Source organism: Streptomyces sp. NPDC007164 (assembly GCF_040634135.1).
GTDB classification, from domain to species: domain Bacteria; phylum Actinomycetota; class Actinomycetes; order Streptomycetales; family Streptomycetaceae; genus Streptomyces; species Streptomyces sanglieri.
The window spans coordinates 38236-60223 of sequence record NZ_JBEYFB010000033.1 but is presented as its reverse complement, the minus strand read 5'-3'; the positions used below and the strand labels follow the sequence as shown (position 1 = coordinate 60223).

Genomic DNA, 21988 nt, shown 5'->3' with positions numbered 1-21988 from the left:
TCGTCCGGATCCGCTCATCCGACAGGAGTCAGACCAGCATGACCACCAAGGCCAAGCCCACCGACGACAGTTTCCATGTCTTCGACACCACACTGCGCGACGGGGCCCAGCGTGAAGGCATCAACCTGACGGTCGCGGACAAGCTGACCATCGCCCGGCACCTGGACAACTTCGGCGTGGGCTTCATCGAGGGCGGCTGGCCCGGTGCCAACCCCCGCGACACCGAGTTCTTCGCCCGCGCGCAGCAGGAGATCGAGTTCAAGAACGCCGAGCTGGTCGCCTTCGGCGCGACCCGCCGGGCCGGTGGCAAGGCCGCCGAGGACCCCCAGGTCAAGGCACTGCTGGAGTCCGGCGCCCCGGTGATCACCCTGGTCGCCAAGTCCCACGACCGCCATGTGGAACTCGCGCTGCGCACCACCCTCGAAGAGAACCTGGAGATGGTCGTCGACACCGTCTCCTACCTCCGTGAGCAGGGCCGCCGGGTCTTCGTGGACTGCGAGCACTTCTTCGACGGCTACCGCGCCAACCCCGAGTACGCCAAGGCCGTCGTGCGCGCCGCCTCCGAGGCCGGCGCCGATGTCGTCATCCTCTGCGACACCAACGGCGGCATGCTCCCCGCCCAGGTCCAGGCCGTCGTCGCCACCGTCCTCGCCGACACCGGCGCCCGGCTCGGCATCCACGCCCAGGACGACACCGGCTGCGCCGTCGCCAACACCCTCGCCGCCGTCGACGCGGGCGCCACCCACGTCCAGTGCACCGCCAACGGCTACGGCGAACGCGTCGGCAACGCCAACCTCTTCCCGGTGGTCGCCGCCCTGGAGCTCAAGTACGGCAAGACCATCCTGCCCGAGGGCGCGCTCGCCGACATGACCCGGGTCTCGCACGCCATCGCCGAGGTCGTCAACCTGACCCCCTCCACCCACCAGCCCTATGTGGGTGTTTCCGCCTTCGCCCACAAGGCCGGACTGCACGCCTCCGCGATCAAGGTCGACCCCGACCTCTACCAGCACATCGACCCGGCCCTGGTCGGCAACACCATGCGGATGCTGGTCTCCGACATGGCCGGCCGCGCCTCCATCGAGCTCAAGGGCAAGGAGCTCGGCATCGACCTCGGCGGCGACCGGGCGCTGATCGGCCGGGTTGTCGAGCGGGTCAAGGAGCGCGAGCTCAAGGGCTACACGTACGAGGCCGCCGACGCCTCCTTCGAACTGCTGCTGCGCGCCGAGGCGGAGGGCCGGGTACGCCGCTACTTCCGCACCGAGTCCTGGCGCGCCATCGTCGAGGACCGTCCCGACGGCACGCACGCCAACGAGGCCACCGTGAAGCTCTGGGCCAAGGGCGAGCGGATCGTCGCCACCGCCGAGGGCAACGGCCCGGTCAACGCGCTCGACCGGGCGCTGCGGGTCGCCCTGGAGCGGATCTACCCGCAGCTCGCCAAGCTGGAGCTGATCGACTACAAGGTCCGCATCCTCGAAGGCCGCACCGGCACCGAGTCCACCACCCGAGTCCTCATCACCACCGGCGACGGCACCGGTGACTGGGCGACGGTCGGCGTCGCGGAGAACGTCATCGCCGCGTCCTGGCAGGCCCTGGAGGACGCGTACACCTACGGGCTGCTGCGGGCGGGGGTCGAGCCGACGGAGTAGCCGGTCCGGGCCGGGCGGGGCCGCGGAGGGCCCGGCCCCGGGCCGCGGTCAGGGGTGGTAGATCTCCTGCATCGCGGCGATCCGGCCCTGGGCGTCCGCCCGGTAGTAGAAGTACGGGGTGTTGGGCAGCTCGTGGTCCACCAGCCAGCCGGCCGGGACGGTGCGCGGGTTCCCGGTGTCGCCGACCACCTGGACCTCGGCGCCGGCGTGGATCAGGGCCGACCCCTTGCGGATGGCGGTGTACGTGACGTTCTGCTCGGCGGCGGGGTCGTAGGTGCAGCCGACCTCGGTGAAGTTCACCCGGGTGTCGCCCTGGTCGACCTCGGCGGACGCCAGTTCGAGGAAGTGGTCGTAGCCCTCCGGGTGGTAGCAGGGCTTGCCGCCGGAGCCGGTCTTCCCGCCGGTGGTGCCCTTCCCGCCGGTGGTGCCCTTCGCGGCCGGGTCCGAGGCCGGCCGGGAACCGGTGTCGGAGGCGGTGGTGGCGGAGCCGGGCAACGCCTCGGCCGTGGGGTCGCCCGCCGAGGCGGCCGGGCCGGAGCCGGTGGCTGCCGCGCCGGACTCCTCCGGGCCGCAGGCGGTGGTCAGCGCGATGACGGCGGAGCCGAGCAGCAGGGCGGCGGAAACGCGACGGCGATTCATGGGATTCCTTTGCGGGCGAACGTAGTTGACGGGATCGAGGATGCCGATCGCGCGAGCCGTGGTTCTGCCCTCGCGCGTGATGTGAAACATGGAACCCGGGCCGGCCGAAGGCCATCATGACGGGCGCGGCGGCTACGGGGACGAGCGACGGCCGCGTTCAGAAGCTGAACACACAACATGCCCTGCTCGTACGGGAGATGGGTACGGACCAATGTCGGTGTGAAGTATTGACGGCACTGTTCCGGCGGGGTTAACTCACGCCGCAACGCCGGTACCGGTTCCGGAACCGGTTGCGGTACCGGTTCCAGCTGTCCGCCATGCCTTGTCCCGGAGGCCCCGATGCGTGTCACCATCGCCGATGTCGCCCGCGAGGCCGGCGTCAGCAAGACGACCGTGTCACGGGTCGTCAACGCCAAGGGCGAGGTGGACGGTTCCACGGCGGCCCGCGTTCGTGAAGTGATCGCACAGCTCGGCTACGTACCCAGCTCCGGCGCCGTCGGACTGGCCCGCGGCAGCAGCCGTACGGTCGGCATGCTGGTGCCCTCGCTCACCTGGCCGTGGATGGGTGAAGTGCTCCAGGGCGTCGTGGACACCGTCGAGGCCGCCGACTACGGGCTGCTGCTCTTCACCTGCAACCGCGGCGCCGAGTCCGTACGGCGCTTCACCGGCCAGGTGTCGGCACGCGCCTTCGACGGGCTCCTGGTGGTGGAACCCGAGAACACCCTCGACCACCTCACCGCACTGCACCGCGGCGGCCTGCCGATCGTGCTGATCGACGACCGCGGCCACCACCCCGAATTCCCCTCCGTCGTGACCACCAACCGCGAAGGAGGCGCGAGCGCCGCACGTCATCTGCTCGCCGCCGGACGGACCCGGCCCCTGGTCATCACGGGTCCCCAGCACTTCGGCTGCGTACGCGACCGGCTCGACGGATTCCGTACCGTGCTGCCCACCGATCTCGTCGTGCACGGGGACTTCACCGAACGCAGCGGACGGCTGGCCGTGGAGCAACTTCTGGCCTCCGGCGCCGAGTTCGACTCGGTCTTCGCACACAACGACATCAGCGCGGCGGGTGTGCTGCGGGCCCTGCGCACCGCCGGGCGCTCCGTGCCGGACGACATCGCCGTGGTCGGCTTCGACGACATCCCGATGGCCGAGCACACCGAACCGCCCCTGACCACCGTGCGCCAGCCCACCCGGCGGATGGGCGAGACGGCCGCACGGCTGCTGCTCTCCCACCTCGGCGGCACGCCCGTACCCGAAGCACCGGTCGTGCTGCCCACCGAACTGGTCGTGCGCCACTCGGCGCCGTAGCGGTCCGGCCGGAGTACACGGCCCGCCGCACTCCCGCACCTCCGTATCCCCGCACGTCCGTACTTCCGTACTTCCGTACCTCCGTACCTCCGGATCCTTCCGACCGCAGTCCCTCTTGGAGTCGCCATGTCCGTACGACGTCATGCCACGTTGAGAGCGCTCTCGATCGCGACCGCGGTGGTCGCGCTCGCCGCCGGCTGCTCGTCCGCCAACTCGGGTGCCAACAAAGGGGGCGGCGCCTCCGGCGTACTGACCCTGGGCAAGCCGGACGGGCCGCAGACCGACAACAGCAACCCGTTCCTCAGCACCTCGGCGGGCGCCACGCTCGGCTACCGCTTCATGATCTACGAGCCGCTGGCCATGACGAACCAGATCCGGCCCGCGGACAAGGCCGCCCCGTGGCTGGCGACCGGCTGGACGTGGGAGTCCAACTTCACCCAGGTCACCTTCACCCTGGACCCCAAGGCCAAGTGGGCCGACGGCAAGCCGCTGACCGCCGACGACGTCGCGTACACCTTCGAGCTGCTGAAGAAGCACCCGGCGCTGAACGGCAACGGCATCCCGTTCGACGGGATCACGGTGCGGGGCAAGACGGTCGTGCTGACCTTCAAGGACTCCCAGTACGTCAACCAGAACAAGATCATCCAGCAGTTCATCGTGCCCAAGCACATCTGGGAAGGCGTCGACAACCCCGAGACCTGGCCCAACCGCACGCCCGTCGGCTCCGGCCCTTACAAGCTCAAGACGTTCACCCCGCAGACCACCACACTGACCGCCACGCCCACGTACTGGAAGGGCGGGTCCAAGGTCAAGGAGCTGCGCTACACCGCCTACAACGACAACAGCGCGGCGACCACGGCGCTGGCGAACGGCAAGGTCGAGTGGTCGTTCGTCTTCATGCCCAACTACAAGCAGCTGTTCGTCGCCAAGGACCCGAAGAACCACAAGCTGTGGTTCCCCTCCGGGCTCGGCGTCCACGGACTCTGGTTCAACACCGCCCGCAAGCCCCTCGACAACCCGGCGCTGCGCAGGGCCATGGCAATGGTCGTCGACCGCAGGGCGATCCACACCCAGGCCGAGGCCACGCTCTACCCGGAGATCACCAACCCGACCGGCATCCCGCTGCCCGCCGGTGAGTCCTTCCTCGCCCCCGAGTACAAGAGCGCCACCACCGCCCCCGACGTGGCCGGTGCCAAGAAGGTGCTCGCGGAGGCCGGATTCCGACTCGGCGGCGGCGTGCTGAAGGACCCGGCCGGCAAGCCGGTCAAGCTGACCTTCACCGACCCGGCCGGCTGGAACGACTACATCACCGGCCTCGCGATCATCAAGGACAACATCAAGCAGCTCGGCATCGAGGCCCAGGTCAAGACGCAGACCGCGGAGGCCTGGGGCGCGGACGTCGCCAACGGCGACTTCGACGCCACCCTGCACTGGACCAACAGCGGCGCCACCCCGTACGACATGTACCAGAACATCATGGACGGCGCGCTGCTCCAGCCCGTCGGCAAGGCCTCCCAGCTCGGCAACTTCGGCCGCTTCAAGAACGACGAGGCCACCGGGGCGCTCAAGGCATTCGCGGGCGCCACCGAGGACTCCGCCCGCACCGAGGCCATGAACACCCTCCAGAAGATCATGGTCGAGCAGGCGCCGATGATCCCGACGGCCGCCGCCCCGATCGGAGCCGAGTACTCCACGAAGAACTGGGTGGGCTGGCCGACCGAGGCCGACCCGTACGCGCCGCCGCAGCACACCCAGCCGTCCGCGCTCCAGATCGTGCTGAAGCTCAAGCCCGCCAAGTAGAGCCAGGGATCACGGGACACAGGGACCGGCCATGTCGAAACAGCCCGCACACAACCACGTCGTGCTCGAAGCACGCTCAGTCACCAAGCACTTCCCGGTACGGCGCACCGGACGCGACCTGCTCGCGGGCAGACGCCGGACCGTCCACGCCGTCGACGACGTCTCGCTGGAACTGCGCCGGGGCACCGTCACGGCGCTGGTGGGGGAGTCGGGATCCGGGAAATCCACCGTCGCCCGGCTGCTCGCCCAGCTGTATCCGCTGACCGGGGGCGAGATCCGGCTGGACGGCACGGCGGTGAAGGCCGCACGGGGCCGGTCCTTCCGCGCCTACGTACGCCGGGTCCAGATCGTCTTCCAGGACCCGTTCGCCTCGCTGAACCCGGTGCACACCGTGCGCTACCACCTCACCCGGGCCCTGCGGATCCACGGCCGGGCCGGCAGTGGCGAGGCGGAGCTGGAGGAGCGCCTGACCGCCCTGCTGGACCGGGTCCAGCTGACCCCGCCCCAGCAGTACCTGGACAAGTTCCCGCACGAACTGTCCGGGGGACAGCGCCAGCGGGTGGCCATCGCCCGCGCGCTCGGCGCCGATCCCCAGGTGCTGCTCGCCGACGAGCCGGTCTCCATGCTGGACGTCTCGATCCGGCTCGGCGTGCTCAATCTGCTGAAGGACCTCAAGGAACGGCTCCGCCTCGCGATCCTCTACATCACCCATGACATAGCGTCGGCCCGCTACTTCGCGGACACCACGCTGGTGATGTACGCGGGCCGGATCGTCGAGGGCGGTGACAGCGAGACCGTCACCCAGCACCCCGCCCACCCCTACACCCAGCTCCTCATCGCCTCCGCGCCCGACCCGGACCGGGCGGTCGCCGAGACGGAACAGGAGGAGACCGGCAGCGGCGAACCGCCCTCGCTGATCGCACCGCCCGCCGGCTGCCGCTTCCACCCCCGCTGCCCGAAGGCCCTGGAGCGCTGCCGCACCGAACCGCCGCCGCGCTTCGAACTCGAAGGCGGGCAGTGGGCGGCCTGCTGGCTGTACGCGGACGGGGCCGGGGGCCGGACAACCGGCTGCGGCGACGAGGAGGGTCGGCCGGACGGGGCCGGGGACCGGGGATCCGGCCGCGGCGACGGCGGGGACCGCACGCAGAAAGAAGCCGCGAAGTGAAATACCTGCTGCAACGGCTCGCCTTCTACCTGGTCACCGCATGGGCCGCGATCACCATCAACTTCCTGATCCCGCGCATGATGCCGGGCGACCCGGTCCAGGCGCTGCTCGCCCGCTTCCAGGGCCGGCTCGACACCAGTGCCGTCGATTCGCTCACCGCGCTCTTCGGCCTCGACAAGAACCAGTCGCTCTGGCAGCAGTACACCGACTACTGGTCGCATCTGCTCGACGGCGACCTGGGCCTCTCCTTCACCTTCTTCCCGACACCCGTCAGCGAGGTGATCGCCCAGTCGCTGCCCTGGACGCTCGCCCTCGTCGGCCTCACCACCCTGATCAGCTTCGTGCTCGGCACCGGCATCGGGGTCTTCACCGGATGGCGGCGCGGCTCCTGGCTGGACGGGCTGCTCCCCGTCACCACCTTCATCTCGGCCATCCCGTACTTCTGGCTGGGGCTCATCGCCATCGCGCTGTTCGCCGTGAAGTGGCCGCTCTTCCCCGAATCGGGCGGCTACGACAACGCGCTCGTCCCGGCTTTCGACTGGCCGTTCATCTCCAGCGCGCTCTACCACGGGGTGCTGCCCGGCCTCACCATCGTGCTCAGCGCGGTGGCCGGCTGGATCCTCGGGATGCGGAACATGATGGTGACGGTGTCCTCGGAGGACTACGTCATGGTCGCCCAGGCCAAGGGGCTCTCCGAGCGCCGGGTGATGTTCGGATACGCGGCACGCAACGCGGTCCTGCCCAACATCTCCGGCTTCGCCCTCTCCATCGGCTTCATTGTCGGAGGCACCCTCCTCGTCGAGATGGTCTTCTCCTATCCAGGCATCGGCCTCCAGCTCTTCCAGGCCGTCGGCGCCAAGGACTACCCGCTGATGCAGGGCGTCTTCCTGATCATCACGCTCTCCGTCCTCGCGGCGAACCTCCTGGCCGACCTGATCTACCTGGCCCTCGACCCCCGTACCCGAAGGGAGGCCTAGGACATGGCTGTCACCGCCGCCGACGAGGTCGCCGTGACCGACGCGACCGAGCCCCCGGTACCCGGCCGGCGCCGTCTGCGCTTCCTGCGCGGCCGCAAGACCGTCGTCGGTCTCGGGATCCTCGCCTTCTTCGCCGTGATCGCGGTCATCGGGCCGTGGATCGCCCCGTACGACCCGGACGCCATGAGCGACGCGCTGCTCCAACCGCCCTCCGGTGAACACTGGTTCGGCACCACGCACACCGGTCAGGACGTGCTCTCGCAGATCCTCGTCGGCACCCGCGGCGTCCTGGTCGTCGGCTTCGTCGCCGGAATTCTCGCGACGGTCCTGTCCGTACTGATCGGCGTCAGCGCGGGCTTCCTCGGCGGCACGGCCGACGAACTGCTCTCGCTGCTCTCCAACGTCTTCCTGGTCATCCCGGGACTGCCGCTGATCATCATCATCGCCAGTCTCGTCTCCGACGCCGGCGACCTCCTGATCGCCGCCGTCATCGCATTCACCTCGTGGGCGTGGGGTGCGCGCGTGCTGCGCGCCCAGACACTGTCGCTGCGGCGCCGGGACTACGTCGAGGCGGCCCGCGCGACGGGCGAATCGACCTGGCGGATCATCCTCTTCGAGGTGCTGCCGAACCTGACGGCGGTCATCGCCTCCGGCTTCGTCGGCACCGTCGTCTTCGCGATCCTCTCCGAGATCACCCTCGCCTTCATCGGCGTCGCCGACATCTCCGACTGGAACTGGGGGACCGTCCTGTTCTGGGCGCAGTCCAACCAGGCCCTGGCGCAGGGCGCGTGGTGGTGGTTCGTCCCGGCCGGACTCTGCATCGCCCTGCTCGGCATGTCGCTCGGCCTGATCAACTTCGGCATCGACGAGTTCGTCAACCCGCGCCTGCGCACGGAGACCGGCGCGTCCCGGAAGGTCCGGATGCGGGTCGGCTTCACCCCGGTGGCACGTACCGGCACCTCTGAGAAGGAGACCCGCTCATGAGCGAGCCCGTCCTCACCGTCCGCCGGCTGAACGTGGACTACGGGACCGGGGACGGTGCCGTGCACGCGCTGCGCGACATCGACCTCACCCTGCACCGGGGCGAGGTGCTGGGCCTGGCGGGCGAGTCCGGGTCCGGCAAGTCGACCCTCGCGTACGCCGTCACCCGGCTGCTCTCGCCGCCCGGGGTGATCACCGGCGGCGAGGTCCACTACCACCGGAGGGACGGCGGGGCGCTCGATCTGCTGGCCCTGTCGGCCGCCGGGCTGAGGGCCTTCCGCTGGCAGGAGCTGTCGATCGTGTTCCAGGGCGCGATGAACTCGCTCAACCCGGTGCACACGGTCCACAGCCAGCTCACCGACGTACTGCGGGCCCACCGCCCCGGGATGAAGCGGGCCGAACGGACCGCGCGGGCACGGGAGTTGCTGGCGCTCGTCGGCATCTCCGCCGACCGGCTCGCCGCCTACCCGCACCAGCTCTCCGGCGGGATGCGCCAGCGCGTGATGATCGCGATGGCGCTCGCGCTGGAGCCCGAGATCGTCGTCATGGACGAACCCACGACGGCCCTGGACGTCGTCATGCAGCGCCAGATCCTGAGCCAACTGGTCCGGCTGCGCGAGGAGCTGGGCTTCTCGGTCGTCTTCATCACCCATGACATCTCACTGCTGATCGAGTTCTCGGACCGGATCGCGATCATGTACGGCGGCCGGATCGTCGAGGAGGCGCGGGCCGCCGCGATCTACCGGGACCCCCACCACCCCTACAGCGACGGGCTGCTGCACTCCTTCCCCGCACTGCACGGCGCCCGCCGCGAACTGACCGGCATCCCCGGCTCGCCCCCGCACCTGTCCGCGATGCCAGCCGGCTGCGCCTTCCACCCCCGCTGCGGCAAGGCGCTCGACGCCTGCGCCGGTCATGTCCCGGTGCTCGCCGCACCGGACGGGGACGAGTCGCGCACGGTGGCCTGCTGGCTCCACCGGCCGGCCCCGGCGACCGCCGCACCCCGCCCGTAGCGACCCCAAGCACACCACAGGAGACCCATGAATCCCGTCATCTCCCAGGCCCACGCCCAGGCCCGCGGGCTCGCCGCCCGTGCCGTCCCCGGCCTGCCCGCCGATTTCCGCTGGGGCGTCGCCACCGCCGCCTACCAGATCGAGGGGGCCGCCGCCGAGGACGGCCGGACCCCGTCCATCTGGGACACCTACTGCAGGGCGCCCGGCATGGTCGTCCGCGGCGAGAACGGCGATGTGGCCTGCGACCACTACCACCGGATGCCCGAGGACGTGCGGCTGATCGCGGACCTGGGCGTCGACACGTACCGCTTCTCGCTCGCCTGGCCGCGCGTCCAGCCGGGCGGGCGCGGCCCGGCCAACGCGAAGGGGCTGGACTTCTACAAGCGGCTGCTCGACGAGCTGGAGGCCGCCGGCGTCACGCCCTGGGTCACCCTCTACCACTGGGACCTTCCGCAGGAGCTGGAGGACGCCGGCGGCTGGCCGGCCCGTGACACCGCCCACCGCTTCGCCGAGTACGCCGCGCTCGCCCACGAGGCGCTCGGTGACCGGGTGAAGCACTGGACGACGCTGAACGAGCCGTGGTGCTCGGCCATGCTCGGTTACGCGTACGGCAACCAGGCGCCCGGCCGGCAGGACTTCGGCGACGCGATCAGGGCCGTCCATCATCTGCTCCTCGGCCACGGCCTCGCCGCCCGGCACATCCGCGAGGCGGCCGCCGCCCGGGGCAACGAACTGGAACTCGGCATCACGCTCAACCTCGGCACCGCCACCCCCGAGACCGACAGCCCCGAGGACGCCGAGGCCTGCCGCCGCGCCGACGGGATGGGCCGCCGCCTCTACCTGGACCCGCTGGTCGGGGGCGGCTACCCCGAGGACGTCGTCGCCGACCTCGCCCTGCGCGGCGCCGTGCTCCCGGTCCAGGAGGGCGACCTGGCCGTCATCGCCACCCCGATCGACGTCCTCGGCGTCAACTTCTACCGCGGCACCCTCTTCTCCGGCGTCACGGAGGACGGCTCCCCGGTGGACGCCGAAGGGCTGCCCGTCACCCGTGGCGTGGAGCGCGATCTGCCGCGTACCGCGATGGACTGGGAGATCACCCCCACCGCCCTCACCGACCTGCTGGTGGGCCTGGAGCAGGACTACGGCGTCCCGACGGTGATCACCGAGAACGGCGCCGCGTTCGACGACACCGTCGGTGCGGACGGACAGGTCCACGACGCCGACCGCACCGCCTATCTCGCCGACCACATCGCCGCCGTCGCCGCGGCCCGCGCCGCCGGGGCCGACGTCCGGGGCTACTTCGCCTGGTCGCTGATGGACAACTTCGAGTGGTCCTACGGCTACGACAAGCGGTTCGGCATCGTCCGCGTCGACTACGGGACGCAGGAACGGACGCTGAAGGACAGCGCCAAGTGGTACCGCGACACCATCCGCCTCACCCGGGGCGGCTGAGCGCGGCGGGCCGGGCTGTCGCACCCGCCACCCGTTCGGGTTAGCTTCGAAGTATGCGGAACAGGCTGTTCCCGACGGTGCTGATCGGCCTGCTGCTGATCCTGGCGGCGGCCGTCCTCGGTATGGCCCCGGGCGCGACGCCGTCGACCGGGGCAGCCACCGTCGACGACGTCGCGCAGGCCCTGCGCAAGAGCCCGGTGTACGTCGACCCGGCGGCGTCCGGCCAGCTCTCACCGGGCCAGGTCGCCGCCCTGACGAAGAAGATCAAGGACGCCGACAAGCCGGTGTTCGTGGCGGTGCTGCCGCGGACCTCCGCGTTTCCCGCGAAGACCCTGCTGACCACCCTGCGCACCGACACCGGAATCAGCGGTGTCTACGCGGTCCGCCTCGGCAACGGCTTCGACGCGGGCGCCGACCCGCAGGTGATGCCCACCCGGGCGGTCCACAACCTCACCGCCGCGGTGAAGACACCCGGCGCGGACACCGGCGCCGCGACCCAGCTGAACGCCTTCGTCGACCGGGCCGTGGAACAGGCACGGGGCAGCGCCCCCGCCTCCTGGGGCGGCTCGTCCGGCGGCGGGTCGTCGTCCGCCGTCGGGCTGATCACGGTCGGCGCGCTCCTGGTGCTGGGCGGCGGCACGGCCTGCGCGATCGTGCTCCGCAACCGGAAGCGCAAGGAGAGCGAGGAGCGGGCCGCGCTCGACAAGCTCCGGGTCGTCGTGGACGAGGACATCACCGCGTACGGCGAAACCCTGGACCGGCTCGACTTCCACCCCGCCGAGGCGGGCGCCGACGACGTCATGCGCGCGGACTACGAGCGGGCGCTCGACTCGTACGAGACCGCGAAGTCCCGCATGTCCGCGGCCCGCCACCCGTCCGACGTGCGCGGGGTCACCCAGGCCCTGGAGGACGGCCGCTTCTCCCTCGCGGTCCTCGATGCCCGCCGGACCGGCGGCGAACTGCCGGCCCGCCGCCCGCCGTGCTTCTTCGACCCGCGCCACGGCCCCTCGGTCGCCGACGCCCGCTGGTCCCCGTCCGGCGGCACGGCACGCGAGGTCCCGGTCTGCGCGGCCGACGAGGTCCGGCTGCGCGCGGGCGAGGAACCGCTGGGCCGCACCGTCGACACCCCCGACGGCCGCCGCCCGTACTGGGAGGCGGGCCCGGCCTACGGTCCGTGGGCGGGCGGCTACTTCGGTGGCGGCCTGCTCCCCGGCCTGCTCGCCGGCACGCTGCTCGGCTCCATGCTGTCCAGCCCCGCGTACGCGGCGGAGTACGGCGGCGGCGACTTCGGCTCCGGCGGGGACTGGAGCGGCGGCGACTTCTCCGGAGCCGACTTCGACTCCTCGGGCTTCGACGGCGGAGGCTTCGGAGGGGGAGGCGACTTCGGGGGCGGCGGCGGATTCGACGGGGGCGGGTTCTGAGCCGCCGACCGGCGACCGATGACCGCTCGGGCAGGTGCGATTCATGCTAGACCTGAAGTTATGTCTGGTATCGGCCGATTCCGGGCGCGGCTACGACGCCCCGTCCGGCGATCACATCGGCACGATGGAGGACGCCCGGGCCGACAGGCGCCCGCGCCGTCGGGCCGGGACCCGGCGCCCTGGTCGCCCGGTCGCGAACTGCGCTCCCTGTTCAGCCTGCGCACCGTGGCCGGCCAGGTCTTTGTCTTCGTCCTCGGCCTCGTGATGCTGCTCATCGCGGCGGGGGCCGTCGCGCTGGTGGTGCAGGGTCGCCGCGACAGCATGGCCGACGCCCGCGCCCGCACCCTGAGCGTCGCCGAGACCTTCGCCCACGCGCCCGGAACCGCCGCCGCACTGGACAGCAGGAATCCCACCGCGATCCTCCAGCCGCGTGCCGAGGAGGTCCGCAAGCTGACCCATGTCGAGTACATCGTCCTGGCGGGCCGGCAGGGCATCCGGTACACCCACCCCGACCCCGCGCTGATCGGCAAACACCTCATCGGCCCGTACAAACAGGCACTGGCCGGGCACGGGTTCACCGAGACCTTCAGCGGAAGCCTGGGGCCCTCGGTCAACTCGGTCGTGCCCGTGCCCCGGACGGACGGCTCGATCGCCGGAATTGTCTCGGTGGGGATCACCGTCGAGTCCGTGAACAGCGTGGCGGACCGCTCCGTCCCGCTCGCCGCGGGCGCCGCGGCGGTCGCCCTGGCGCTCACCGCGGGCGGCGCGGCGCTTCTGAGCAGGCGGCTGCGCCGCCAGACCCACGGCCTCGGGGCCGCCGAGATGACCCGGATGTACGAGCACCACGACGCGGTGCTGCACGCGGTCCGCGAGGGCGTCCTCATCGTCGAGGCCGACCGCCGACTGACCCTCGCCAACGACGAGGCCCGCAGGCTTCTCGACCTGCCACCGGACGCCGAGGGCAGGGCGGTGGCGGACCTCGGGCTGGACCCGGACACCGCGGAACTGCTGGTCACCGGCCGGACCGTCACGGACGAGGTGCTGCGGGCCGGCAACCGGCTGCTGGCCGTCAACCTCCGCCCGACCGACACGCACGGCGGGCCGCCCGGCATGGTGGTGACGCTGCGGGACACCACGGAACTGCGCGCGGTCACGGGACAGGCGGAGTACGCCACCGAACGGCTGCTGCTCCTGTACGAGGCGGGCGCCCGGATCGGCACCACCCTCGATGTGACCCGCACGGCCCAGGAGCTGGCGGACGTGGCGATCCCCGGATTCGCCGACGCCGCGTCGGTCGACCTCGCCGACCCCGTACTGCGCGGGGACGAACCGACGACACCGGACGGTGGCACGCTGGAGATGCGCCGCACGGCCGTCGCGGCGGTCCGCGCGGACCACCCGCTGTACCCGGTCGGCCATGTGGTGGGCTTCGTCCCCACCAGGACCCGGGCCATGCGGGTGCACAGCGACGACGCCGATCTGCAGAGCGACTTCCTGAAGCTGGGCTGGCGGAACTGGGATCCCGACGTGGCCGAGCGGATCAGACAGCGGGGCTTCCACTCGCTGCTGTCGGTGCCGATGCACGCCCGCGGCACGGTTCTGGGCATGGCCAACTTCTGGCGCTCGGGCGATTCGGAGCCGTTCGGCGAGGACGACCTGTCCTTCGCGGAGGAACTGGTGGCCCGGGGCGCGGTCGGCGTGGACAACGCCCGCCGCTACACACGGGAGCACGCGCTGGCCGTGACCCTGCAGCGCAGTCTGCTGCCGCGCGGCCTGCCCGAGCAGAACGCCCTCGATGTCGCCTACCGCTATCTGCCCGCGTACGAGGGGGTGGGCGGCGACTGGTTCGACGTGATCCCGCTGTCCGGCGCCCGGGTGGCGCTGGTCGTCGGCGACGTGGTCGGACACGGTCTGCACGCCGCGGCCACCATGGGGCGGCTGCGCACCAGCGTCCACAACTTCTCCTCGCTGGATCCCGCTCCCGACGAACTCCTCGGGCATCTCGACGAACTGGTCAGCCGGATCGACCGGGACGAGGCCGACGACGACGCGGAGATCGCCGGAGCCACCTGCCTGTACGCGATCTACGACGCGGTCTCCGGGAACTGCGCGGTGGCCCGGGCCGGCCACCCCGGGCCCGTGCTGGTCCTGCCCGACGGCACGGTCGACTTCCCCGAGGTGCCGACCGGACTCCCGCTCGGCATCGGCGGCATGCCCTTCGAGGCGGCCGAGTTCCACGTACCCGAGGGGAGCCGGCTGGTCCTGTACACGGACGGGCTCGTGGAGCGCCGGGGCCGGGACATCGACACCGGCCTCGCCCTGCTGCGCGCCTCCCTCGCCGGCCGCGACCGGACACCGGAGGAGACCTGCGACGACGTGCTCGACGCGCTGCTGCACGACCGGCCGAACGACGATGTCGCGCTGCTCGTGGCCCGCACCCGCACGCTCGATCCCGACCAGGTCGCACAGTGGGCGGTGGCCACCGACCCGGCGGCCGTCGCCGGGGTCCGCAAGAACGTCGCCCAGTGGCTCACCGACCGGGGCCTGGAGGAGGAGGCGTTCGCCACCGAGCTGATCCTGAGCGAACTGGTCACCAACGCGGTGCGCTACGGCACGGCGCCCATCGAGGTCCGCCTGCTGTACGACCGCAACCTGATCTGCGAGGTCTCCGACAGCAGCAGCACCTCCCCGCATCTGCGCTACGCGGCGACGACCGACGAGGGCGGCCGGGGCCTGTTCCTCGTCGCCCAGTTCGCCGAACGCTGGGGGACCCGTTACACCGAGACGGGCAAGGTCATCTGGTCGGAGCAGACGGTCGGCGAGCCCGAGGCGGACGAGCCGCAGCCGAACGCCCTCTGACGTCACCCCTTCACCCCTTCTCCGTTGTTTGCCGTTCCAGCAATGATATTTGCCGATATGACGCCGGGTCGCGGACCCTCTCGGAAGAAGGCGAGAGAGAGGTGCTCCCCATGAGCGACATGACCGGCGGCGCGACCGGCGACATGACCAACGACGTGACCGGCGACGTGACCGGTGATCGGGGCATGAACGGCGGTACGGACCGCCCCTACGACGTGGTGGTGATCGGCGGCGGCGCCGCCGGACTGAGCGGAGCCGTGACCCTGGCCAGGGCACGGCGCAGTGTCCAGGTGATCGACGCGGGACACCCGCGCAACGCCCCGGCCGCACACATGCACGGCTACCTGGGACACGACGGCATCCCGCCCTCGGAGCTGCTGGCCATCGGCCGGGACGAGGTGACCCGTTACGGGGGTGAGGTCGTCCGGGGCGCCGTGGCGGGCGCCGAGCGGCTGCCCGACGGCACGGGATTCCGTGTCGTACGCGAGGACGGGGCCGTGGTCGTGGCGCGGCGGCTCCTGGTGACCACCGGCCTGGCCGACGGACTTCCCCCGGTGCCGGGCGTGGCCGAGCGGTGGGGGCGCGAGGTCCTGCACTGCCCGTACTGCCACGGCCGGGAGGTCGCCGCCCGCCCGATCGGCGTCCTGTCCACCGGACCGCTGGCCGTGCACCAGGCGCTGCTGTGGCGCCAGTGGAGCGAGAACATCACCCTCTTCCGCCACACCGGCCCCGAGTTCACCGACGGGGAGTACGAGCAGTTGGCCGCCCGCGGCATCGCCGTGGTCGACGGCGAGGTGACCGGCCTCGATGTGACGGACGACCGGCTGACCGGGGTGCGGCTGGCGGAGGGCCGGAGCGTCGCGTGCGAGGCCGTGGTCGTGCAGCCCCGCTTCACCGCCCGCGCGGACGTGCTGGCGGGCCTGGGCCTGGGCGCGGCCGAACTGAAGATGGGCGGCGAGGTGATCGGGACGTACGTCGAGTCCGACGCGGCCGGGGCGACGGAGGTGCCCGGCATCTGGGTGGCCGGCAATGTCGCCGACCCGAAGGGCCAGGTCGTCGCGGCGGCCGCCGCCGGGGTACAGGCCGCCGCCGCGATCAACGCGGACCTGATCACCGACGACGTGAACCGCGCGGTCGCCGCCCGCCGCGCCTGACGCCGACCGGGCCCGCCCCGAAACGCCGAGCGCCCGCCTCCCTCCCCGGCGGGGGAGGAGGGAGCGGGCGCGCTCGGGTTCAGGCGTGGCGGGTGGCGCAGGGCGTCAGGCCTGAGTCACGGCGGACTTGATCGCGGAGATGTCGAAGTTGAGCCTGACCTTGTCGCTGACCATCACGCCGCCGGTCTCCAGCGCCGCGTTCCAGGTCAGGCCCCAGTCGGAGCGCAGGATGTCGGCGCTGCCCTCGAAACCGACCCGCTCGTTGCCGTAGACGTCGGTGGCGGAGCCGTTGAACTCCAGGTCGATGGAGAGCGGACGCGTGACGTCCTTGATGGTGAGGTCACCGGTGACGCGGTACGTGTCACCGCCGAGCTGCTCGGCATGCGTGGAGCGGAAGGTCATGAGCGGGAACTTCTCGGCGTCGAAGAAGTCGCCGCTGACCAGGTGGCCGTCGCGGTCGGCGATGCCGGTGTCGATGCTGCCGATCCTGACGTCGATGGACGCGGTGGAGTTCGCCGGGTCGGAGCCGTCCAGCTTCAGTGTGCCCTCGTGCTCACCGAAGGAGCCGCGCACATTGGTGACCATCGCGTGCCGCACGGTGAAGCCGATGCTGCTGTGCGCCGGGTCGATCGCGTACTCGCCGGTGAGGGCGGCCAGGGCCGGGTCCACGGCGGGGGCGATGGTCGCGGTGGTGGCGGACGGGGCGTTGTTGTTCTTGCGGTTGAACAGAGCCATGGCTCCTCCTCGGGGGACGTGATCGAGCGGGGTCGAAGTGATTGTTTAACCTTCAACGAGAATGACTGTAGCGCGATCTAGTTCAACATTCAACATCTGGGTGGAAGGGTGTCGCTCGAAGGGTGCCGATGAGCGGTGCCGATCAGGGGCGTCGGTCGAAGGGGCCAGTGGGGAGCGTCGATCGAAGGGCGCCGTGAACGCAGACCGAACGTCGGCTCAATTACTGCCGACCGTTGCCGCCCCCCTCTGGCGGACGCGCGTAGAACTCGGGCAGTATCTGCATACCCTTACTTGTCATGAGCAGGAGGAGTCCCCCATGTTGTCCCATATGAGACTGCGCCCCGTCCTGACCGCATTCGCCCTCGTCCTGGGCGTTCTCTTCGCCCCCGGCGTCGGTGTCCTCGGCGGTGGCGCCCCCCAGGCCCACGCCGCCACCAAGCTCACGCACGCCGAGGCCACCGCCCGGTTCAGCTCCTCCGGAGTCACCTGGTCGTCCTCCGGCGGCTGCTCCAACCGCAACGTCGCCACCTGCACCTCGTTCGACCAGCTCAACCTGGCCACCGCCCAGGGCGCCCAGACCCTCAAGGGCGCCACGGGCTGCGCGCTGAACATCACCGGCGGCACCGAGACCGGCCATGCCAGCGGCACGTACTCGCACTGGAACGGCTACAAGCTCGACTTCGCCAAGTCGACCTGCCTCACCAACTACGTCCACAACGTCTTCACCTACATCGGTGTGCGCGGTGACGGTGCCCCCCAGTACCAGGCGGGCTCCGGCAACGTCTACGCCGACGAGGGCAACCACTGGGACGTGACGTTCTACAACTGCGGCGGCTGCTGACCTCGGCGCACGTCGACCCGCACGGGGTGCCCCTGTCCGCCGGACAGGAGCACCCCGCTCTGTTTTCCGGCGGACGAGGGCACCCCGTCGATCCGAACGCGTGACGGATTAGCATGGTCAACTGCCGAGGCTCCGAACCGAGCTGACCAGCCATCGCGATCACCAGGAGGGTTCATGTCCTTCGAAGAGGAGTGGGCCGGCCTCAAGGCGGACGCGGCCGCCCGCATGCAGCTGAACAGCGCGCCGGCCGAGGGTCCGGGCGCGGGGCCGTCCGGCGGGGACCTCGTCGTCCACGACGACGAGTTGGGCAAGATCGGCCATTTCGCCTACCGGTTGCACAACAACCTGAAGGCCGACGGCAAGCACGCCCGGACCACGACCGAGGCCGCCGGTACGAGCCTGGCATCGGACGGGTTCGAGATGGGCAAGGCACTGACCGCCGCATCCAAGGCCTGGGACAAGCAGGTCGGGACGCTGGCCGATGCCTGCGCGCACATCTCCAACCACCTCGACTTCTCGAAGGCGTCGAAGAAGAAGGACGACGAGTGGGTCGCCGCCCAGGTGAGCGCGTCCAAGATCGCCGACTACTACGACGTTCCCGAAGAGGACACCAAGCCCTCGATCCCGAAGCCCGAAGGCCCCATCATCTGATTGCGCCCCTCCTTCCCTTCCTGCTCACTGCCCTTCATTCCCCACCCAGGCGAGGTGCACGGTGCTGGTTTTCCAGCAGCTTCTCAACCTGAAGACCAAGCCGCTCGATTCGGCGATCGACGACTGGGTCGCCATGGTCAAAAAACTCAAGGAACTCGCCAAGGACGCGGGCGACATGAGTTCCTATGCGCAAGGGACGGCCTGGAAGGGCGAGAACGCTTCCGTCACCAAGCCGTTCGTCACGAGGACGGCGGCCGAGTTCACCGACGCGGTGATCCAGGCCGAGAGCATCGTCAACATCCTCAAGGACGCCTACGGTGAGCTGACGCGAGCCAAGGCCGATCTCGAAACGATCTACGAGAACCCGCCGCACGGCCTCAAGATCGACCCGGACGGCGTCATCACGCATCCGGAGGGCTCCAGCGCGGCCCAGGGTGACGTCGACGCACTCGTCGATCGGCTGGAGGCCATTCTCCAGCGCGCGGTCGACGCCGACGCGCTCTGTGCCTGGGGACTGAGAGATCTCACCAAGGACCCGCACGAGTTCAGCACCATGCACTACGGCTCGCTGAAGGACGCGAAGACGGGCATGGTCCAGGAGCAGCGGACGAAGCTGGACAAGACGGAGTACGAGCCCCCCAAGAAGTGGGGCAGCGGCACCATCAAGCCCATTGCCGAGTTCCTCAGTTACCGGTCCTGGATGGGCGGCGGCGAGGCACTCCTGCGCGGAGACGTCAACGGCGCGATACAGGGATTCATCGGCGGCACGCCTGCCTACGCCGCCGGCGAGGCCAGCAAGCATCTGGAGAAGGGATCGATCCTGAGCGACGTGAAGGGGAAACACCACCGCCCCACGTTCATGAACTCGATCGGCAAGTTCGGCGGCAAGATATTCGGTGCACCCGTCGCCGTGGTGGCGACGGGAATCGACTTCTACTACACCCCGTCGAAGAAGGAACCCGGTGACACCCACGTGGAAGCCCCGGCAGCACCCGGAAAGGTGAGGTACCGGTGACGCACTCCGCAGGCCCGCCGCCGCCCGGCCGCCGCCGTCCCAACCTGTGGCACTGGCTGAGCCCCCGGGGATCACGGGCGTTCGTCCTCGGCGTCGCCATGGCCGTCGGCGGGCTCGCCGGCGGGGTGCGCGCCGCGGTGGCCGGGGAGGGGATCTGGAAGTCCGCCGGCATCTTCGGCGTGGGGGTGCTCGGAGTCGTTCTCACCGTCGCGTGGATCGTGACGTACACGCGGGAGCGCTGAGGAGAGGGCGGCTCCGCGGGTCCATGTCCCGGAGTGCGCGTGGTGCGATTGGAAGGTGCGGTTCGATGTACACGACGGAGTCGGCGGAGGCCCGCATCGAGGATGCGGGCAACTTCCTGGTCGCGCCTTCGGCGTTGCGGGACCATGACGTGGTCAGGGACTTCTTCGGGTCCACGATCACGCCGGGGGACATTGCCTCCGGTTCGACCGACCTCGCGCAGCGGACCGTCTACCTGTGCGGCGACGTGTCCGGGATCAGCGCCGGTCAACTGCGGGCGGCGGACCGGGTGTTCGTTGTCCGGGAGCTGTCACGCGGCTACGACGAGGACGACGGCAGTCCCTGGAGCCTCGTGGGCCTCGGCCGGGTTCCCCGCCGCGTACACGGCGTCGGCGTGTACTACCCCCGTTTCTTCGGCCCCGGCGCCGATCACTTCGGACGGATCAGCGCGGAGCACGCGTTCCAGTCCTTGACGGAGTCCACCAAGCCCGGAACGGCCCGTCGCAGCGGAATCTATCTGACGCCCGTCACGCAGAACGGCGACGAACTGCATTTCCGCCTGCTCCGGTGCTCCACGAATCTCTCGGGGCCGACCGAGAGCTTCGGCCCGACCGACACGGGCATCGTCGAGGAGCTGAACCGCGAGGCCGCCGCTGTCTTCCGGAACCAGGCGCCGCTGAATCACGTTCTCGCTCAGATCTACCACAACACCCTTGCGACGGCCGGGCGCAAGCAGTCCAAGGCCAAGATCTCGGCCCATGCCGACAAGACCAAGGACATGCCCGCCAACGGCATCATGGCCTTCTGCACCTTCTACGACCGGCTCGACAAGCTGCGGCCCCTGGCCGAAGACGCCTTCGACTACGGTCTGAAGGGCGCCAGCGGGCTGACCAGACTCCATTTCCGCCTCAAGGATCCGAACGGGGAACGCGACGGGGCCGCGCTGCCCGCGCAGTTCACCCTGACTCTCCACCCCGGCTCCGTGTTCTTCATGCCGCTGTCCACCAACCGCCTGTACACGCACGAAATCCGGCCCTCGCCGCTGGACGCCGAATCGCTCCCGACCCGCCTGGGATACGTGGTGCGCTGTTCGAGCGCCGAAGCCGTTCACAAGGACGGCCAGACGTACCTCAAGGCGGCCGGAGACGGAGACCTGGTGAAGCTGGGGCCGCCCACAGCGGAGGGCATGGACGAGCTGCGCAGGCTGTACGCCGAGGAGAACAGGACCTCGTCCTTCATCGACTACGGCGACGAATTCCTCTTCAGCATGAACTCGGGAGACTACGTTGCCCCCCACGTCTAAGATCTCGGACGAGATCCTCTCGTACGCGTTGCCGACCGAGGGGAATCTCTTTGGGGAGCTGTCCGCGTCGGCCCGTCTGGAAGACGTGGGAAAAGGCCGCCGAGGCGCCGTGCTGACCAGGGCCGACGAGGCGGACGGTGTGCCTCTCGTACGTACGACCACTCGATACGGCAGCCCGACGCAGCGTTTCCGGGCGGTGCACGAACGGCTGGCGCAACGGATTCAAGAACGGATTCAAGAACGGGCTGCGCTTCCGGTCGGCTTCAACAACGCCCTCATCGAGAACTACACGAACGCCTACCGAACCATGGGCAGCCATTCCGACCAGGCCCTCGATCTCGCCGACGAGTCGTATATCGCCGTCTTCTCCTGCTACCAATACCCCGAAGCGGGCCCGCCGAGGAAGCTGATCTTCGAGTCGAAGGAGTCCGAGGGCGAGAAGTTCGAGATCCCCCTCGCCCACAACAGCATCGTTGCGTTCTCCGTCGAATCGAATCGGCGACTTCGGCACAAGATCGTCATGGACGCGCCCGCCGGGACGCCGGACAACCAGTGGTTGGGCGTGACGTTCCGGACGTCGAACACCTTCCTCCGGTTCCGCGACGGACACGCATACCTTCCGCAGGGCGCGCGCCTCAGGCCGGCCGACGATGAGCAGAAGCGCGAGTTCTACCGACTACGGCGCCGTGAGAACAACGAAACGGACTTCGTCTACCCCCAGCTGGCGTACACCATCAGCGAGAGCGATCTGATGCCGCCCGTCTGACCCCGGGGGAGGGGCG

General features: G+C 70.2%; 19 protein-coding genes. 17 read left to right on the top strand and 2 right to left on the bottom strand.

Going from position 1 to position 21988, the window contains the following annotated elements; all coding sequences use genetic code 11:
• Positions 1–38 precede the first annotated feature (38 nt).
• On the top strand, positions 39–1646 hold the full coding sequence (cimA, locus tag ABZ622_RS30775; RefSeq protein ID WP_360548739.1) for a citramalate synthase: 1608 nt from the start codon (positions 39–41) through the stop codon (positions 1644–1646).
• Positions 1647–1694: 48 nt separating this feature from the next.
• Here cimA and ABZ622_RS30770 read toward each other — a convergent pair whose 3' ends face one another.
• On the bottom strand, positions 1695–2285 hold the full coding sequence (locus ABZ622_RS30770; protein ID WP_360548737.1) for a hypothetical protein: 591 nt from the start codon (positions 2283–2285) through the stop codon (positions 1695–1697).
• Between the two features lie 339 nt (positions 2286–2624).
• Between ABZ622_RS30770 and ABZ622_RS30765 the strand changes: the two genes are divergently transcribed.
• From ABZ622_RS30765 to ABZ622_RS30720, 10 genes are all read left to right on the top strand, one after another.
• Positions 2625–3599, top strand: coding sequence for a LacI family DNA-binding transcriptional regulator (locus ABZ622_RS30765; RefSeq protein WP_266911749.1), 975 nt, complete (start codon positions 2625–2627; stop codon positions 3597–3599).
• Between the two features lie 126 nt (positions 3600–3725).
• Positions 3726–5399: an ABC transporter substrate-binding protein gene (locus ABZ622_RS30760; RefSeq protein WP_360548735.1), complete on the top strand. Its 1674-nt coding sequence runs from the start codon at positions 3726–3728 to the stop codon at positions 5397–5399.
• Positions 5400–5430: 31 nt separating this feature from the next.
• Positions 5431–6564 (top strand): ABC transporter ATP-binding protein, encoded by a 1134-nt coding sequence (locus tag ABZ622_RS30755; protein ID WP_360548733.1) that lies wholly within the window; start codon positions 5431–5433, stop codon positions 6562–6564.
• Positions 6561–7541 (top strand): ABC transporter permease, encoded by a 981-nt coding sequence (locus ABZ622_RS30750; RefSeq protein WP_360548731.1) that lies wholly within the window; start codon positions 6561–6563, stop codon positions 7539–7541. The genes ABZ622_RS30755 and ABZ622_RS30750 overlap by 4 nt, the downstream gene beginning before the upstream one ends.
• A 3-nt stretch (positions 7542–7544) precedes the next feature.
• Positions 7545–8525, top strand: coding sequence for an ABC transporter permease (locus ABZ622_RS30745; protein ID WP_360548729.1), 981 nt, complete (start codon positions 7545–7547; stop codon positions 8523–8525).
• Positions 8522–9535: an ABC transporter ATP-binding protein gene (locus ABZ622_RS30740; RefSeq protein ID WP_360548727.1), complete on the top strand. Its 1014-nt coding sequence runs from the start codon at positions 8522–8524 to the stop codon at positions 9533–9535. Before ABZ622_RS30745 ends, ABZ622_RS30740 begins: the two co-directional genes overlap by 4 nt.
• Positions 9536–9562: 27 nt before the next feature.
• Positions 9563–10987: a GH1 family beta-glucosidase gene (locus tag ABZ622_RS30735; RefSeq protein ID WP_360548725.1), complete on the top strand. Its 1425-nt coding sequence runs from the start codon at positions 9563–9565 to the stop codon at positions 10985–10987.
• A gap of 53 nt (positions 10988–11040) precedes the next feature.
• The gene (locus ABZ622_RS30730; protein WP_360548723.1) at positions 11041–12408 is read left to right on the top strand and encodes a hypothetical protein; all 1368 of its coding nucleotides are present in this window, start codon (positions 11041–11043) and stop codon (positions 12406–12408) included.
• 207 nt (positions 12409–12615) lie between these two features.
• Positions 12616–15267, top strand: coding sequence for a SpoIIE family protein phosphatase (locus ABZ622_RS30725; RefSeq protein ID WP_360548772.1), 2652 nt, complete (start codon positions 12616–12618; stop codon positions 15265–15267).
• 185 nt (positions 15268–15452) lie between these two features.
• Positions 15453–16421, top strand: coding sequence for an NAD(P)/FAD-dependent oxidoreductase (locus tag ABZ622_RS30720; protein WP_360548770.1), 969 nt, complete (start codon positions 15453–15455; stop codon positions 16419–16421).
• A 105-nt stretch (positions 16422–16526) separates the two neighbouring features.
• Here the strand turns inward: ABZ622_RS30720 and ABZ622_RS30715 are convergent, their stop codons facing one another.
• A complete protein-coding gene (locus tag ABZ622_RS30715) occupies positions 16527–17156 on the bottom strand; it encodes a YceI family protein (RefSeq protein ID WP_360548721.1) in 630 nt (209 codons plus the stop codon).
• A 316-nt stretch (positions 17157–17472) separates the two neighbouring features.
• Between ABZ622_RS30715 and ABZ622_RS30710 the strand changes: the two genes are divergently transcribed.
• The 6 genes from ABZ622_RS30710 to ABZ622_RS30685 all read left to right on the top strand — a co-directional run bounded on the left by ABZ622_RS30710 (position 17473) and on the right by ABZ622_RS30685 (position 21972).
• Positions 17473–17997: a hypothetical protein gene (locus ABZ622_RS30710; RefSeq protein ID WP_360548719.1), complete on the top strand. Its 525-nt coding sequence runs from the start codon at positions 17473–17475 to the stop codon at positions 17995–17997.
• 174 nt (positions 17998–18171) lie between these two features.
• Positions 18172–18648, top strand: coding sequence for a hypothetical protein (locus ABZ622_RS30705; RefSeq protein WP_360548717.1), 477 nt, complete (start codon positions 18172–18174; stop codon positions 18646–18648).
• Positions 18649–18709: 61 nt separating this feature from the next.
• Positions 18710–19663: a hypothetical protein gene (locus ABZ622_RS30700; protein ID WP_360548715.1), complete on the top strand. Its 954-nt coding sequence runs from the start codon at positions 18710–18712 to the stop codon at positions 19661–19663.
• Positions 19660–19905: a hypothetical protein gene (locus ABZ622_RS30695; RefSeq protein ID WP_266688398.1), complete on the top strand. Its 246-nt coding sequence runs from the start codon at positions 19660–19662 to the stop codon at positions 19903–19905. Before ABZ622_RS30700 ends, ABZ622_RS30695 begins: the two co-directional genes overlap by 4 nt.
• 65 nt (positions 19906–19970) lie before the next feature.
• Positions 19971–21206 (top strand): hypothetical protein, encoded by a 1236-nt coding sequence (locus ABZ622_RS30690; RefSeq protein WP_360548713.1) that lies wholly within the window; start codon positions 19971–19973, stop codon positions 21204–21206.
• Complete coding sequence (locus tag ABZ622_RS30685; protein ID WP_360548711.1) at positions 21190–21972, top strand: alpha-ketoglutarate-dependent dioxygenase AlkB; 783 nt, start codon at positions 21190–21192, stop codon at positions 21970–21972. The genes ABZ622_RS30690 and ABZ622_RS30685 overlap by 17 nt, the downstream gene beginning before the upstream one ends.
• Positions 21973–21988 lie beyond the last annotated feature (16 nt).

Coding starts and splice junctions, on each gene's coding strand:
- cimA (WP_360548739.1), top strand. CDS start 39: ATGACCACCAAGGCCAAGCCCACCGACGACAGTTTCCATGTCTTCGAC.
- ABZ622_RS30770 (WP_360548737.1), bottom strand. CDS start 2,285: ATGAATCGCCGTCGCGTTTCCGCCGCCCTGCTGCTCGGCTCCGCCGTC.
- ABZ622_RS30765 (WP_266911749.1), top strand. CDS start 2,625: ATGCGTGTCACCATCGCCGATGTCGCCCGCGAGGCCGGCGTCAGCAAG.
- ABZ622_RS30760 (WP_360548735.1), top strand. CDS start 3,726: ATGTCCGTACGACGTCATGCCACGTTGAGAGCGCTCTCGATCGCGACC.
- ABZ622_RS30755 (WP_360548733.1), top strand. CDS start 5,431: ATGTCGAAACAGCCCGCACACAACCACGTCGTGCTCGAAGCACGCTCA.
- ABZ622_RS30745 (WP_360548729.1), top strand. CDS start 7,545: ATGGCTGTCACCGCCGCCGACGAGGTCGCCGTGACCGACGCGACCGAG.
- ABZ622_RS30740 (WP_360548727.1), top strand. CDS start 8,522: ATGAGCGAGCCCGTCCTCACCGTCCGCCGGCTGAACGTGGACTACGGG.
- ABZ622_RS30735 (WP_360548725.1), top strand. CDS start 9,563: ATGAATCCCGTCATCTCCCAGGCCCACGCCCAGGCCCGCGGGCTCGCC.
- ABZ622_RS30730 (WP_360548723.1), top strand. CDS start 11,041: ATGCGGAACAGGCTGTTCCCGACGGTGCTGATCGGCCTGCTGCTGATC.
- ABZ622_RS30720 (WP_360548770.1), top strand. CDS start 15,453: ATGAACGGCGGTACGGACCGCCCCTACGACGTGGTGGTGATCGGCGGC.
- ABZ622_RS30715 (WP_360548721.1), bottom strand. CDS start 17,156: ATGGCTCTGTTCAACCGCAAGAACAACAACGCCCCGTCCGCCACCACC.
- ABZ622_RS30710 (WP_360548719.1), top strand. CDS start 17,473: ATGTTGTCCCATATGAGACTGCGCCCCGTCCTGACCGCATTCGCCCTC.
- ABZ622_RS30705 (WP_360548717.1), top strand. CDS start 18,172: ATGTCCTTCGAAGAGGAGTGGGCCGGCCTCAAGGCGGACGCGGCCGCC.
- ABZ622_RS30690 (WP_360548713.1), top strand. CDS start 19,971: ATGTACACGACGGAGTCGGCGGAGGCCCGCATCGAGGATGCGGGCAAC.